This is a genomic window from Methanobrevibacter sp. UBA188 (assembly GCF_905234905.1).
Lineage (GTDB): Archaea > Methanobacteriota > Methanobacteria > Methanobacteriales > Methanobacteriaceae > Methanocatella.
On record NZ_CAJOJM010000031.1, the window covers coordinates 1 to 13,699 of the forward strand.

Annotated in this window: 19 protein-coding genes; 15 read left to right on the forward strand and 4 right to left on the reverse strand. The window is 33.4% G+C overall.

Features of this window, described 5'->3' with window-relative positions:
- On the reverse strand, window positions 1-993 hold a 993-nt coding region (locus QZ143_RS06905), incomplete at its 3' end, for an argininosuccinate synthase (protein ID WP_292882582.1).
- Between the two features lie 341 nt (window positions 994-1,334).
- Window positions 1,335-3,257, reverse strand: a complete 1,923-nt coding sequence (locus tag QZ143_RS06910) for an IGHMBP2 family helicase (RefSeq protein WP_292609791.1) — start codon at window positions 3,255-3,257, stop codon at window positions 1,335-1,337.
- A 46-nt stretch (window positions 3,258-3,303) separates the two neighbouring features.
- Between QZ143_RS06910 and QZ143_RS06915 the strand changes: the two genes are divergently transcribed.
- Window positions 3,304-4,044, forward strand: coding sequence for a succinylglutamate desuccinylase/aspartoacylase family protein (locus QZ143_RS06915; RefSeq protein ID WP_292609790.1), 741 nt, complete (start codon window positions 3,304-3,306; stop codon window positions 4,042-4,044).
- Between the two features lie 68 nt (window positions 4,045-4,112).
- Here the strand turns inward: QZ143_RS06915 and QZ143_RS06920 are convergent, their stop codons facing one another.
- The gene (locus QZ143_RS06920; protein WP_292882586.1) at window positions 4,113-4,595 is read right to left on the reverse strand and encodes a hypothetical protein; all 483 of its coding nucleotides are present in this window, start codon (window positions 4,593-4,595) and stop codon (window positions 4,113-4,115) included.
- Between the two features lie 212 nt (window positions 4,596-4,807).
- On the opposite strand from QZ143_RS06920, the gene QZ143_RS06925 reads away from it, so the two are divergent.
- Window positions 4,808-5,524, forward strand: coding sequence for a metal-dependent hydrolase (locus QZ143_RS06925; RefSeq protein WP_292609788.1), 717 nt, complete (start codon window positions 4,808-4,810; stop codon window positions 5,522-5,524).
- Here the strand turns inward: QZ143_RS06925 and QZ143_RS06930 are convergent.
- Window positions 5,521-6,483 carry an arsenic resistance protein gene (locus QZ143_RS06930; protein ID WP_292882590.1) on the reverse strand — a complete coding sequence of 321 codons (963 nt, stop codon included), beginning with the start codon at window positions 6,481-6,483 and terminating at the stop codon, window positions 5,521-5,523. The two genes, QZ143_RS06925 and QZ143_RS06930, sit on opposite strands and share 4 nt — an antisense overlap.
- A 294-nt stretch (window positions 6,484-6,777) precedes the next feature.
- Between QZ143_RS06930 and QZ143_RS06935 the strand changes: the two genes are divergently transcribed.
- The 13 genes from QZ143_RS06935 to QZ143_RS06995 are packed head-to-tail and all read left to right on the forward strand — an operon-like array spanning window position 6,778 to window position 13,559.
- Window positions 6,778-7,092 carry a monovalent cation/H+ antiporter subunit E gene (locus tag QZ143_RS06935; RefSeq protein ID WP_292609786.1) on the forward strand — a complete coding sequence of 105 codons (315 nt, stop codon included), beginning with the start codon at window positions 6,778-6,780 and terminating at the stop codon, window positions 7,090-7,092.
- A 37-nt stretch (window positions 7,093-7,129) separates the two neighbouring features.
- Window positions 7,130-7,396 carry a hypothetical protein gene (locus tag QZ143_RS06940; protein ID WP_292882593.1) on the forward strand — a complete coding sequence of 89 codons (267 nt, stop codon included), beginning with the start codon at window positions 7,130-7,132 and terminating at the stop codon, window positions 7,394-7,396.
- Window positions 7,393-7,815, forward strand: coding sequence for a cation:proton antiporter (locus QZ143_RS06945; RefSeq protein WP_292882596.1), 423 nt, complete (start codon window positions 7,393-7,395; stop codon window positions 7,813-7,815). The genes QZ143_RS06940 and QZ143_RS06945 overlap by 4 nt, the downstream gene beginning before the upstream one ends.
- Complete coding sequence (locus QZ143_RS06950) at window positions 7,808-8,050, forward strand: DUF4040 domain-containing protein (protein WP_292609783.1); 243 nt, start codon at window positions 7,808-7,810, stop codon at window positions 8,048-8,050. Before QZ143_RS06945 ends, QZ143_RS06950 begins: the two co-directional genes overlap by 8 nt.
- Window positions 8,050-8,436 (forward strand): cation:proton antiporter subunit C, encoded by a 387-nt coding sequence (locus QZ143_RS06955; protein WP_292609782.1) that lies wholly within the window; start codon window positions 8,050-8,052, stop codon window positions 8,434-8,436. Before QZ143_RS06950 ends, QZ143_RS06955 begins: the two co-directional genes overlap by 1 nt.
- Window positions 8,429-9,883: an energy conserving hydrogenase EhbF gene (ehbF, locus tag QZ143_RS06960; RefSeq protein WP_292609781.1), complete on the forward strand. Its 1,455-nt coding sequence runs from the start codon at window positions 8,429-8,431 to the stop codon at window positions 9,881-9,883. Before QZ143_RS06955 ends, ehbF begins: the two co-directional genes overlap by 8 nt.
- A complete protein-coding gene (locus QZ143_RS06965; RefSeq protein WP_292609780.1) occupies window positions 9,880-10,215 on the forward strand; it encodes a hydrogenase in 336 nt (111 codons plus the stop codon). Before ehbF ends, QZ143_RS06965 begins: the two co-directional genes overlap by 4 nt.
- Window positions 10,208-10,486 (forward strand): hydrogen gas-evolving membrane-bound hydrogenase subunit E, encoded by a 279-nt coding sequence (gene mbhE / locus QZ143_RS06970; RefSeq protein ID WP_292609779.1) that lies wholly within the window; start codon window positions 10,208-10,210, stop codon window positions 10,484-10,486. The genes QZ143_RS06965 and mbhE overlap by 8 nt, the downstream gene beginning before the upstream one ends.
- The gene (locus tag QZ143_RS06975; protein WP_292609778.1) at window positions 10,483-10,959 is read left to right on the forward strand and encodes an MnhB domain-containing protein; all 477 of its coding nucleotides are present in this window, start codon (window positions 10,483-10,485) and stop codon (window positions 10,957-10,959) included. Before mbhE ends, QZ143_RS06975 begins: the two co-directional genes overlap by 4 nt.
- Window positions 10,956-11,207 carry an energy-converting hydrogenase B subunit J gene (locus QZ143_RS06980; RefSeq protein ID WP_292882601.1) on the forward strand — a complete coding sequence of 84 codons (252 nt, stop codon included), beginning with the start codon at window positions 10,956-10,958 and terminating at the stop codon, window positions 11,205-11,207. The genes QZ143_RS06975 and QZ143_RS06980 overlap by 4 nt, the downstream gene beginning before the upstream one ends.
- Before the next feature lie 12 nt (window positions 11,208-11,219).
- Window positions 11,220-12,626, forward strand: coding sequence for a 4Fe-4S binding protein (locus QZ143_RS06985; RefSeq protein WP_292609776.1), 1,407 nt, complete (start codon window positions 11,220-11,222; stop codon window positions 12,624-12,626).
- Window positions 12,627-13,112 (forward strand): 4Fe-4S binding protein, encoded by a 486-nt coding sequence (locus QZ143_RS06990; protein ID WP_292609775.1) that lies wholly within the window; start codon window positions 12,627-12,629, stop codon window positions 13,110-13,112. It abuts the gene before it with no gap.
- Window positions 13,113-13,559 carry an NADH-quinone oxidoreductase subunit B family protein gene (locus QZ143_RS06995; RefSeq protein WP_292882604.1) on the forward strand — a complete coding sequence of 149 codons (447 nt, stop codon included), beginning with the start codon at window positions 13,113-13,115 and terminating at the stop codon, window positions 13,557-13,559.
- Window positions 13,560-13,699: the final 140 nt, after the last annotated feature.

The following is a 13,699-nucleotide window of genomic DNA, read 5'->3' on the forward strand; positions in this document are numbered from 1 at the left end:
TACCCTTTCTTGCATCTTGTCGATTGCTTGATCAAGGTCGTCTCTTAGAGGTTCTTGCCAGAGTGCCCTGTAGACAAGTTCAGCATAGAGTCCGGATACATATTCGGCAAATCTTAACTCGGAAGTTGTGAAAACCAATTCTTCCAATGCTTGGTGAGCAGCAATTAATAATTTTGCACCAGGGGTTTCGTATATTTCCCTACTTTTAATACCAATCATTCTGTTTTCAATGATGTCTACTCTACCGATTCCGTGAGCTCCTGCAATTTCATTTGATTTTTTGATAATGTCGAGTAAAGGCATCATTTCACCGTTGATGGCTACAGGAACACCTTCTTCAAATTCGATAGATACTTTTTCCGGTTCGTCTTTGGCATCTTCCCATGAAGCAGTCCATTCGTAGATGTCTTCAGGAGGTTCGTTTGCAGGGTCTTCTAGGACGTCCCCTTCGATTGCTCTTCCCCAGAGGTTTTCATCAATACTGTAAATCTTATCGTAGCTTAATTCGATTCCTTTGGATTCTGCATATGCCTTTTCTTCAGTTCTTGTTAGATTCATTTCTCTTATTGGTGCAATGATGTCTAAATCGGACATTGCAAGAATTATTGCTTCGAATCTGAATTGGTCGTTTCCTTTTCCGGTACAACCGTGTGCAATTGCAGTTGCTCCTTCTTTTTCAGCTAATTCTACAAGTTTTTGGGCAATTAATGGTCTTGCAAAAGCGGTACTTAATGGATATCCTTCGTATTCTGCATTTGCTTTGATTCCACGTGCAATGTAATCGTTGGCGAATTCTTCTTTAGCATCTATATTGTAGTGTTTTAATCCTCCAATTTTAGCTGCACTTTCTTTTGCTTTTACCATTTCTTCTTCGCCTTGTCCTACATCTACACATGCGGTAATAACTTCTACATTATATTTTTCTTCTAATAATTTAACACAAACGGAGGTATCTAATCCACCACTGAATGCTAAAAGTACTTTATCAGTCATAAAATCACCATATTAATTTCAATAAAAATGAATAATCATTATATACTTATATTGTTAATAGTATTTAAAATTAATAAAAAAGTTGAAAAAATTTAAATGAGTGATGACCTATCATTTTTTAATCTTTTTATATTTAATTTAAAATTAGTTATTTCATTATTCTGTTGGTAATAATGTTTTTAAATAGTTTTGACAGAAGAAAACTCTTAATTGAGGGCATAATTGAGGTTGAAAGTTATATGGACATTTTGAAAAATCAAAACCTCAATTAAGAGTTTCGAGTTCATATATTACTCGCTAATATTAAATTGTATTTCATAGTATATAAAGTTTAGGCATACCTAAACTTTAATCAGTAAATTTTCACTCTCGACAAATTCAATCAGTCGGGAGTATGTCGGATTGTTTTTTAAGGTATCCTTATTTCCAATTATTATTAATTTTCTTTTCGCTCTTGTAATTGCAACGTTCAAACGTCTTAAATCATTTAAAAATCCGATGTTTCCGTGTTCATTGCTTCTTACTGTTGAAATGATGATGATTTCCTTTTCCCGTCCCTGGAATCCGTCAACGGTTTTTACTTCAACAGGAGTATTTTCCTGGATAATCTTTACCTGATCTGCATAGGGGCTAATGATTCCTATATCTTCCTCCTTAACTCCTGCAGTCATGTAATCCTGAGCAACGCTAACAGCAATTTCAGCTTCTGCCTTATTTATTATTGATTTGGAATCCTTCAGGTGATTTTCATGATTTTTTTCAATTTGTGAAGTGTCCATAAAAAGAAGTGCCTCTTCATTATAATTGGAACCGATTATGTCTTTTATATTGATTGAATTGACGCTTGCATCACTTTTCAGGCTGTTGTTGTAAAACTCTGAATTTGGAAACTTCATTAAAAGCTTATTCATTCTGTACTGAACATTTAATAATTGAGATTTGTGGGGATACTTTCTGATTAAGGCTTCAAATAATGTATTTTCAAGTTCTCCCGCTTTTGTACTTATAATTGTTGGGGGGAGTTGCTTGTGGTCTCCTGCAAGTATGAACCTATGCGCCTTTGCAATTGGGATTAGAACGCTTGGTATGGTTGCCTGTGAAGCTTCATCAATAATTGCAACATCAAATTTGGTTTTTGCAATAGATTCAAGTGCAGCTGAAGAGTTTGTTGCGAGTATAACATCACTTTCTTCAACGATATTTCGAATCATTTTATTTTCAATTCTTTTGATGTCTGCATGCAGTTCATCAATTTCCTGATTATATTCAATCCATTGTGCCATGGACTGCATTTTTTCAGCGCTTATTCCCCTTCCACCTTTTCCTTTTGATGCATTGTATAATATGTCGTAATCTCCAAAGCCACGTCTAAATTGCGGTGTCGGTTTGGTATAGGACTTTCTTTTTTCGATTAATCTTTCAATTTTTTTGTAGATTTTCTTGATTTTCTTATTCAACTTATGCTTTTCAACCTTATACGCTAAAGAATATGTGATATTGTTTTTTGAAACCCTTTGCGGATGGCCTAATCTGGTCAGATTCAATTTTTTATTTGCCATCAGGCGCTCTAGGATGTTGTCTATTGCCGCATTACTTTCAGCGGTTGCAAGCACCTTATGATTCTGCCGGGTTTCCTGTGATATCAACTCAACTAATGTTCTGGTTTTCCCTGTTCCGAACGGCCCATGAATTAAAAAGAAATTTTCACATGATAAACCATGTTCTATTGCTATTTTTTGTGAATGATTTAAGTTTTTATCAATATAATCAATATAAGGGGTTTTTCTATCTTTTTTAGGGTTTCTGTCAGTTAGCATGTACTCCAATGCGTTTTTTCCCTTTAAACTTAAATGCTTTAGGTTGTCTTCCATTCTTCTAAATGTGATGTCATTTGCATATAGATCTATTCTCACCTTCTTTTTCAGCGCCCATTTTGGAATTCTTTTATCAAAGGCAACCTTGATGAATCTGGCTCCTTTTTCAGTAACTGTTCCAGTCAAATCACTTCTTAACGGGTTATCTGTACTAATCAGCACCATGTCTCCAACGCTGATTTCGGTATCTATTATGTCTGACCTTCCAAACTGAACAATTTCTAGACCTAATTCTTTGCCCATTCGTTTTCCTTTAACCTTGTTGATGGCTCTTCCCAGTTCTTCCCTTTTTTGTCCTGACATTGAACTGATTTCATGTGTCATCAGGTCAATTTCTGCATCCCGTTCATAATTTATGAGCCTTATTAATTTTTTAATATACTTTTTCACTTTAATCCCTAATTTATAAATAAGAGCGTTTATGTATAATATTATTATGGATTTTGAAAAAGTGGAATGTGTAGATAATTTGGAAATGAGCTATATTTCAAATTTATCTGGAGGTTATATTTCAAGAAATACGCATGTGTTCAATCAAATTGAATTAAATGAGTTAAATAAGTTTATTTTAGAAAAATCTGTTTTTGGAACACCTATATTTAAGTTGGGGCATGGTGAAAATAAGCTTTTGATTCTATCGGGAATACATGGGAATGAATTGCCTTCACAAATTGCAAACATTCGACTTTTAAATGAATTGGTTGATAAAAAAATAAATGGTACTGTTTTTTTCATTCCTTTTGCTGCTCCAAAGGCGACAATGGAAAATAAAAGATTATTTAATACTTTGGATTTAAATAGGGCATCTCATGTTAAAAATTCACTAAGCAATCTCATAATTCAAAAGATTGAAGAGTTGGGCATTAGTTTTGTAGGGGATTTTCACTCTACCGCTTTCAATTCAAATCCAGGGTTTGAATCAATATTTTCAACTAAATCTCCAACTGCAGAAAGCTTTTTGATTGCAAATTATATTGCAAGGGATATTGACAGTAGAATCATTGCACTGGACTGCGCTGGTGAATCTTATATGGGGGCTGTTGAAGATGTATGCAATGTAAGGGGCATTCCTGCCATAACTGGTGAGGTTCTGTCTCCTTTTGCTAGTGTCGGTGAGGGTAGTGTTGAGAGGTCTTATCTTCAGATGAAAAGTTTTTTATCATACTTTGGGATTTAAATTTGGGTATTTTTTTTAAAAAAGGTTGATTCAACTCCCGTTGGTTGTGGGAGCTCAATCAAATGAATTTATTTTAGAACAGATTCGATAGCAGATTCATTAGAAGCGACGATTTCAACTACTTTTTCGTTTACACCATAATCAAAAGTAAATAAGCCATCATCGGTTATTAAAAATCCATCGTGTCCTCCTATGGTTTTATTTTCTGAATTTGCTGGTGCTGTAATATTATGTATTCCACCATCTGCGAAGAAAACTTTAATTAATATTGTTTCATTTCCTTTTTTAAGTTCACAGACAGATACTTTTGCACCCTCAAAGTTACCTTTGCCATCAGCACCTACATCTCTTGCAGATTCGTTTTCTTTGTATCCGTCAGGGATGGTAAATTTTTCATCTTGTATTTTCAATTCGTTGTTGTTAATTTGTACTGATCCACCATCTGAGTTGGTGTCACTTCCAATATTGAAGCTCCAGTCTACTGCGCTTGCAGCACCAATTGCAATGCAAATTGTAATTAATGCAATTAATGCAATTAAACCTTTTCTCATTTTTTCACCTTTTTTTTTTAAAATAGTTTGTATAACCAATTAGGCTATGTAATGTATATTTATTACATTCCCTATTATTATATCATTCTAAAATTTTAGATTTTTGAAAATTTCTTTACTTTTGATAAATTATTGTATGCTATGACTTCGATTACTTTTCACATGCTCTCGGAAAAGTTATTTTTAATATATTTAAGAATGATTAATATAAGGTGATTTCAATATCTTCTTATAAAGGACACTCAGTATTTGCACTTTTGCTCGCATTGATGTTTTTTCACAATCCTCTGTTAATTGCTTTAACATTTATCGGTGCAAATATTCCGGATTTTGATCATAAGTTTAAAAAAGATCATGTTTATAAGTTGATTATTTTAGGATTGATAGTGTTCATTTCACTTTATATCCTTAAATTACCTTATTTCGTAGGATTGATTATTGTATTCTTGGGGATAACATTCTATTTTTCGGAACACAGAAGTTTTACACATTCAATATTTGGGGCTTTGGTGTTGACTTCTGCTGTTTCGCTGATAATAATCTGGAGTTATGAATTGGTATTGGGATTTACTATTTTGGATAATTCTTATCTGATTATTGCTGTTTTGATAGCTCTTTTAAGTTTTTTATTTTTAAATAAAAAATTATTGCTCGTATTTTTGCCGGTGTTCTTTTTAAGTTTATTTTTTATAAAAGATGTGGATTTTAATTATATTGAAATAGTGCTGGCATTATTTTTGGGGGTATTTTCTCACATTGTCTTGGATTCTTTTACACCTGCAGGAATTAAGATTTTTGCTCCATTATCTTCGAAAAAGGTTTATAAACGTTTTGGTTTGATTTCAATTTTTATATTGGTTATTTTTGCAATTATGTATCGCTTGCCTATTTTGTTTAAATTATTTGAACAGTATATTTCAATGTTTTAGAATCTACAAACAAAAAACAGTCCTGAATCCTTAATCCACAGGCAGAATTTTGACACGATATAAAGTACTGGCAGTTCAATTAAAGGACCGATGACCATTGCAATTGATATCAGTTCATGTCCTGGAAATGAGTTAATTGCAATTGCTAGTGCCAATGGGGAATTTCGAGCCAATGTTGTCATTGTTAAGCTTGCGTATTCCGAATAGTTAAAGTTAATTTTTTCAGACACAAGCAAGTCGATTATTGCATTTGCAATGAAAAACAGGATCAGTGGAACAAATATTGTCAATACTGAATCCAGATTTTCAAATAGCAGTTCTCCCTGTGATGCAAATATGCAAAACACAGCAAGTGATAGAAACCAGATTTGAAGTGAACTGAATAAATTCGCTGCCTTTTCGTTTAATTCATTGTTTAATATGAATTTAACAATCTGTGCTGCTGTGAATGGAATTACAATAACTATAATGAGCGAATACATAAGTTGTGTATAATCCATGGAATTTCCGCTTGAAAAAAACAATATCAGATATACTGGAAGCAAAACAATCTGAAGCACCAGATTAATTGGCAGTATTGACAGGCTTAACGGCAGGTCTCCTTTAGCCATTTTTGTAAATACCAAGTACCAGTCTGTGCAGGGTGTTAAAATGAGCATGAAAAATCCGATTAATATGTCAACGTTTCCTTTCAAAAACAGTGATCCGAGGAAATATCCGAATAGAGGAGTCCATATGAAATTGATTATCAGGCTGGTTGATGTAAACTTAACGTTTTTGAAACTGTTTTTCAATTCGGACAATGGTACTTCCAAAAACAATCCGAAAAGCATTAAGCATAAAAATATGTTGATTAGGCTACTTGTGTTGTCTGCAATAATTTGTATGTTGGAAAATATTAATCCTATAATCACTGCTGAAAATATTATTATAGGTTCCAGTTTTTCTACCAATTCCATATTCACACCATTATTTAGGTATGACTAAATTTATTTTTAATATTATATAATATTTTACTAAAAACTCATTGTTCAGTTATTTGTTGTTTTAAATTTTAGGTGGGGATATATTTTCTTTAAAAAGATTATATTCGTTTATCTATTTTTTTTATAACTATTGATATAATTAATACAGATTTCAATCTGTTTTTTTAAAAAAGCATACATTTATAATAAATAATCATGATAAATATTAATGTTATTTAAGTCAATTTTTTTGACTTTTAATCATAATAATGAAATGGAGCTTGTTTAATGTTTTTGACTAGAATCGGCTATGGAATTGCTTATTTCGTAGTTCTTATTTATGAAGTGATTAAAGCAACAATCGACGTTGCTTTTAATTCAGTTTTAAGGAGAAACATTGATCCTATTGTTGTCGATATTGAAACTGTCTTGGAGAGGCCGGTTTCTCAAACAATATTGGCTAATAGTATATCTTTGACTCCTGGTACTTTGTCTGTTGATTTGGACAGTGAAAATAACATTATCAAAGTAGCTGCTATTTCTCCAAGAAGTAAAGAGGATATTATTCCTTTTGAACCATATATAAAGAAAATGTTGGAATAAATATTTTCTTTTTATTAATGAAATCGAGTGAGATAGTATGGAAATATTACTTATAGCAAAATATCTTGTGGTTATTGCATTAATTATAATGATGTTTGCCGCTTTAAGAGCAAGTGCTTATAAATCTACATCAATGGGACTTTTAGGAAGTTCTGTAGTTGTTGTTGCTTTTGCAATGGCATTGCTTGTTGGTGGTAGTATTTATGACCTTAATTTTTTTAGGGATATCTCATTAGCATTAATATTCTTTGGTTTCGTAGGTACTGTTGCTTTTGCTGTTGTTTTGGGAGGGGATGATAAATGATAGAGTATATTCAGTCAGCCCTTCTTATCATATCAGCTATTTTAATTATAATTTCTGCAATAGGAATCTTAAGTCTGGGTAAAGATACCAAGAATAAAGTTTATGCAAGAATCCACATTGTAGGTTTGTTTGATATTGCATGTATAATTGCTATGATTGGTTTAGGCCAGTTTTTACTTGCTGGAATTTACTTTATCTTAGCACCTTTCACAGCACATGCAATAGCTAACGCTTATTGGAAAAGAGAAGATAGAGAAAATAATTCAGAATTACAGAATATTGTTGAAGATGTAGATGAAAATCATCCATTTTTACATCCTAAAGAAAAAATGCAAGCTTTAGAAAGTGAAAATTCAGAAAAACTTAAGGCTGATGAAAGATTTTCAGTAACTACATTGGAAATTGATGAGGGTGAGTAAGATGTTGGAATTAGTATTGGGTATTGTAATGATTTTAAGTGCAATTCTTGCTCTTATTCAAAAAGATTTATTGAAAGCAGCAATCTTAACAGGATTTTGTGGGGGAGCTATGGCCGTATTGTTCCAAATTTTATTGGCTCCGGATGTTGCTTTGACACAAGCTATTGTTGGTGCAGCAATTATTCCTGTATTCATTGCTTTGGCTGTTAAGAAAACTCAAAGGGAGGATAGCTGATGGCGCAAGTACAACTTATAATATTGATTACGTCTGTTGCATTAGTCATTATTGGACTTTATTCTGCAATATTCATTGACAATATTATAAAAAAGATTATTGGTATTAGTTTTATAGAAGAGGGCGCTAACTTATTTATTGTTGCCATTGGTTATAAAGCAGGTGGTGTTGTACCTATTTTAATGCCTGGAATGGATACTTCATGGTTTGCATCTAATGCTGCTTATCCATTGCCTTTCGGTTTAGTGCTTACCAGTATTGTAATTGGTGCAAGTACATTGGCAGTAATGCTTGCGTTAGTAATGGTTTTATATAAAAAATATGGCACTTTATCTACTAAAGTAATGCTGGCAGATACATCAAAACAGGAGGAATACAATGAATGAATTAATTCCACTTATGGTTATCGTTCCATTGATGGCAGCATTGCTTATTAGTGCATTTTCAAGGTTCAACACAGTAACAAAGATTTTCGCTTTTGTTGTTGCAATTTGTCTTCCGATTATACCAATTGCTTCTAACTATGGTCTTCATTACTTTGGTGGATATGAACCTATGTTGGACAATGTCACAAATGTGATGTTCCATCCGGCAATTACCTATTCATTCACATTCTTGCAACAGATATTTATTGCGATGGTTGGTCTTTTAACATTCTTAGTTATTTTCATTTATTTAACTAAATATAAAGAAGTTTCCGGACCTTATCTGTTCTTGTTGTTCTTAGGTACTGCTGCAGTGACTGCAATGTTATTGACTGATGATATTTTCCACATGTTTGTGTTCTTTGAAATATTGGCTCTTGCACAAGTAGGTATAGTTGCAGCTTCATCAATTAGTTATAGTAATGAAATGGCCTTAAAATACATGATTTTAGGTTCAATCGGATCTCCAATGATGCTTCTGGGAATTGGATTCCTATTGGCAATGACTGGTAGCGTAAATATTACCGATATCGCTGCTGCTGTTCACAATGGTTTGGTTGATGTTACTTCTCCAGTATTCTTGATGTCACTCGCATTAATATTCTTCGGTTGGTTATATGCTTCTGGTTTACCGCCGTTCCATACCATCAAGTCTGGAATTTATTCAAAAGCAGAACCTCATGGTGCAGCATTGCTTCAGTCATTCACTGTCATTTCCATGATTTCAATCGTATTGGTCATGTTTAGAATCTATTCAACACTTCCTATATTTGAAGTCCTCATAGTCTTCTTCTCTATCTTGGCTATGATTTTAGGTGTTTCACTCGCACTTACTCAAACAGACTTCAGAAGAATGATTGGATTTTTAGCTGTTGGAGAATTAGGTTTCATTGGTCTGGGTATTGGTCTTGGTACTCAATATTCAATAACTGCAGGTCTTTTCCAGGCTTTGAATGAAATTACTATTACTGCATTATTATTCATTGGATTTGGCGCTATAGTCAATGCAACTAATGAAGTCGATACAAGAAAACTGGGTGGACTTTTAGCTTACCATCCAAAAGTAAGTATTATGCTTTTAATTGGTGGGCTAGCAATGGCAGGTGTTCCTCCATTAAGCGGTTTCCAATCTAAATTAATGCTTGTTCAAGCTTCTTTAAGTTGTGGATATCCGGAAATATCCATTTTGGCTATTGTGGTAAGTATTGCTACATTTGTAGTATTCGTAAAAACATATTACTCAATGTTTTTAAAACCAAAACCTAATGATTTGGATGTTGAACATAAGGAAGTTCCACGTGCGATGATTTTTGCAATGGGAATTTTATTGATTATTGTTATTGCATTCGGTGTATATCCTGATGTTGTAACAAATGGAATTTCTAACTTTGTAGGAGGGATATTATGAAACTATATGATCAAATTTTTGATATTGTAAAACAATTCAAGAAATTGTTTTCACCAGGTCCTGTAACTAATGCGGATGTTTCAGGTATAGTTACTGCGGAAATTTTCTTAATAGTTTCATTGGTTCTATCTGCAATATTATTAAGACATGTAAGTGTTTTACTTGCAGGTTTGGTAACATTGATATTGACAATTGTGTTGATTTCTAGTATTCCACTTATTCCTAAATTTAAAATAGAACAGGATGATTCATTAGAGAAAATGTTGTTTTATGCAATTGTAACACTGGCGATACTTGGTGTATTCTTGTACTGGGGTGGTAATCTTGTCTAAAGCTACAGTTCGTAATTTGCTTGCAGCAATATTGACTGCATTGTTTTCAATTACTTTGGCAGATGCCGTATTCCACATAAGCAGTATAATTAATCCTGGCGTAAGTAATATATATAATGCATTAGGAACTCAGATTGCTCCGAACATGGTTACTGTCGTAATTTTTGATTTCAGGGCATATGATACATTAGGAGAATCAATTATATTGTTAACTGCCGGTTTGGTGGTATTGCTTATATTTGGTAGAGGATTATTGGGGGATAAACGATGAGTCAAGGCAGCATGATTTTAAAACTTATATCTTTACCAATTTCAATCATATTGATTTGTTTAGGGATAATGACCATTCTTGGAGGACATATAACTCCGGGTGGAGGTTTCCAAGGTGGTGCAATGATAGCTAGTGGAATTATATTGTCTATACTTGTTTATGGTTTAGGTAATTCTCCACTGGAATTGTCTCATACATATATTGAAGTTCTTGAATCTGTTGGTGCATTAGGTTTTGTCATTTTCGGATTAATCGGTTTATTCGTTGGTGGATTCTACCTTTATAATGTAGGTACTGATGTGTTAAATATCGTTCCTGCAGCTATTCAAAATGTTTTCCACTATCCTGATGTTACTAATGCAGGTATAATTCCATACCTCAATATATTCGTTGGTTTGAAAGTATTTGTAGGATTATCCTCAATTGTTATTGCATTTGCAGGATTTAAGAAGATTGTGGAGGAGAGTGAATGATGTTAAGTTTAGGACCTATAATATTTGGATTGATATTGGGTTTAGTTATCGGTTCTCAGATTAAACTTGGTGTCAGCGATACTCATTTCACTCTTGGATCATTTGTAGTAATTTTTATTGCAGGTATTGTTGTGGCATGGCAATCTGGTAATTATCCATTTTACACAGATTTACCGATATCCACTGCATTTCTAGCTGCTTTAATTGGAATTTTTGTAGGCAAACTACTATTTGCAAGGAGTAAATAAGGGGTTTTTAAAATGTTTTTAACAACTAATACATGTGAAGGAAAAAGAGATTGTATTAAAAAATGCCCTACAAAAGCCATTAAGTTTATCAATGGAAAGGCTTTTAGTTGTCTTACTTGTGGAATTTGTCAGAAAAACTGTCCGAATGATGCAATATTCCGCAATATTTACGGAGGATATGTTGTAGACAGAGCCAAATGTAATGGCTGTGGAATGTGTATGTACAACTGCCCAACCAATAACATTACTATTGAAGATGGAATTGTATATGGTATTTGTTCACGTTGTGGAGTATGTAGTGAAGTCTGTTCAAATCGTATTGATGGCTATGAGGTAGAAAAAGACAGACAAATCACTTTAATCAAGTCATTTAACATATTGGACCCTCCTTTAAAGGATGTTCCACATAAAACAGATAATATTAAGACTGAAGTTACTCGATATTACTATGGCACAGATTTAGAGAAATGTATATTGTGCGGCAGATGTCAGCAATATTGTCCTGCAAGCGCAATTCAAGTACGTATTGATAGGGATGAAGGAATTTGCAGTGAATGCAGATTATGTGAAGATGTATGTCCTAACGGTTCAATGAATAGATTACAAATTGTTAATAGAGATACATGTACTCTTTGTCTAAACTGTATGAAAGCATGTCCTCATAATGCGATTTCTGTTGATGGATTTAAGATAAATATTAATAAGTTGAATCAAAAACCTGACGGCTCAATCATATCTTGCCTAAACTGTGGTTTATGTGCAGATTTATGTGAAAATGGGTCTCAAAAAAGGGATGGTAATAAATTAAGATATGATCCAACAGCTGATACTGAGAATGTTACTCATGATAAAGCTATTGATGCATGTCCGATTCACATTTTACATGAAGATGATGAGATGTTTATCTATGATGAAATTGATGATGTGGAATTACCTACATTATCTGGTTTCTGCGTATCCTGTGGAAAATGTGTTCAAGTTTGTGATGTAGCCAAAGCTCGCCAAGTAATGGTCTATTCATGGGATGGAAAAGTATCTGATGATTGTATTTCCTGTGGAATATGTAGTGAAGTTTGTCAGGAAGATGCAATTACTCTGCATAGAGGAAAGATTTCCGTTGATTTGGATAAATGTATCTTATGTGAAAATTGTGCTGTTCACTGTCCGGTTGATGCCATACCTAAATCTACAATGTATAAAAATGAAATTACTGGTGGATTCAATTTCATCGAACAGCAATTGTGTATGCATTGTGGTTTGTGTCATAAGACTTGTTCATATGATGCAATTGATGAAATCGATGGACAGTTTGTTGTTAATGAAGATAAATGTACATATTGTGGTGCATGTAAAAATGCATGTCCTGCAAAAGCATTCTTATTCGAAAGAAATTTTAAAGATTCAATAGAGGGTATTTAAATGAGCAATTTACTTAAAATAGCTTTACAAGGAGCTTTTACTAACTTTAAAAGAATCTTTTTTGCAGCTGATAGAGTTACTGACATGGAATTGAGAAAACAAATCGCCACTCTTTCAGTAGAAGTTGATGATAGGGTTGACGAATCAGCTTGTATTGGATGCGGAGGTTGTGCCAATGTATGTCCGACAGGTGCAATTGAGATGAAAGGGCTAACCAGTCCTAAAAAATTAACTGATGATTGGATTAAAAGCGAAGTACCTGAAATTAATCTAGAAAAATGCGTTGTATGTTATTATTGTCATGATTTCTGTCCGATATTTTCACTTTATGGTCAGAAAGGAACAATCCATCCAAGCTGTGTTGGAGATCAGGAAGTTGACCTTGATTTGACTGAACCATTTAAAATTTCAGATGAAAAGCTTAAAGTCATTTCACAATATTTATCAGATAATACTGTGTTGAGAAATAGGGAGGAAGGTGATTAGATGGGAATTAAATCATTTTCAAGAGCCAGAGCAATACATGTCATGTTGGTTTACACTGGCGGATGTAACGGATGCGATATTGAAATTGTTAATTCAATTTTATCACCAAGATTTGATGCTGAACAATATAATGTGTTCTTAACTTGGAATCCTCGTGAAGCTGACGTTTTAGTTGTCACAGGTCCTGTTACACATTTAAATAGAAAGCCATTGGAAGAGATTTACAAGGCCATTCCTAATCCGAAATTGGTTGTGGCTGCTGGAAGTTGTGCTCTAATGGGTGGTGTTTATAAGAATTGTTTTGCTGATATTCCATCCGAAGAAATTGAAGGACCTGTTGAAAACGTCATACCGGTTAATGCAAAAGTTCCGGGTTGTGCTGTAAGGCCTCAAGATGTTTTGGCAGGAGTTGTATCATTATTACCTACATTATTAGATGCGGATTAAAGAGGGGATTAAATGGATGAAAAAGTACCGAGAAGCAAAATTATTGAAACGGAAATTCCAATGGGTACAGTTCACCCTGCTGCATTGGAACCATATAGGGTAAGGATTTTTGTTGAAGATGAAATAGTTCAGGAAGCTGA

What these genes read in the sequence shown, in the direction of transcription:
- QZ143_RS06915 (WP_292609790.1), top strand. Translation starts at nt 3,304, where the DNA reads ATGGATTTTGAAAAAGTGGAATGTGTAGATAATTTGGAAATGAGCTAT.
- QZ143_RS06920 (WP_292882586.1), bottom strand. Translation starts at nt 4,595, where the DNA reads ATGAGAAAAGGTTTAATTGCATTAATTGCATTAATTACAATTTGCATT.
- QZ143_RS06930 (WP_292882590.1), bottom strand. Translation starts at nt 6,483, where the DNA reads ATGGAATTGGTAGAAAAACTGGAACCTATAATAATATTTTCAGCAGTG.
- QZ143_RS06935 (WP_292609786.1), top strand. Translation starts at nt 6,778, where the DNA reads ATGTTTTTGACTAGAATCGGCTATGGAATTGCTTATTTCGTAGTTCTT.
- QZ143_RS06940 (WP_292882593.1), top strand. Translation starts at nt 7,130, where the DNA reads ATGGAAATATTACTTATAGCAAAATATCTTGTGGTTATTGCATTAATT.
- QZ143_RS06945 (WP_292882596.1), top strand. Translation starts at nt 7,393, where the DNA reads ATGATAGAGTATATTCAGTCAGCCCTTCTTATCATATCAGCTATTTTA.
- QZ143_RS06955 (WP_292609782.1), top strand. Translation starts at nt 8,050, where the DNA reads ATGGCGCAAGTACAACTTATAATATTGATTACGTCTGTTGCATTAGTC.
- ehbF (WP_292609781.1), top strand. Translation starts at nt 8,429, where the DNA reads ATGAATGAATTAATTCCACTTATGGTTATCGTTCCATTGATGGCAGCA.
- QZ143_RS06965 (WP_292609780.1), top strand. Translation starts at nt 9,880, where the DNA reads ATGAAACTATATGATCAAATTTTTGATATTGTAAAACAATTCAAGAAA.
- QZ143_RS06975 (WP_292609778.1), top strand. Translation starts at nt 10,483, where the DNA reads ATGAGTCAAGGCAGCATGATTTTAAAACTTATATCTTTACCAATTTCA.
- QZ143_RS06980 (WP_292882601.1), top strand. Translation starts at nt 10,956, where the DNA reads ATGATGTTAAGTTTAGGACCTATAATATTTGGATTGATATTGGGTTTA.
- QZ143_RS06985 (WP_292609776.1), top strand. Translation starts at nt 11,220, where the DNA reads ATGTTTTTAACAACTAATACATGTGAAGGAAAAAGAGATTGTATTAAA.
- QZ143_RS06990 (WP_292609775.1), top strand. Translation starts at nt 12,627, where the DNA reads ATGAGCAATTTACTTAAAATAGCTTTACAAGGAGCTTTTACTAACTTT.
- QZ143_RS06995 (WP_292882604.1), top strand. Translation starts at nt 13,113, where the DNA reads ATGGGAATTAAATCATTTTCAAGAGCCAGAGCAATACATGTCATGTTG.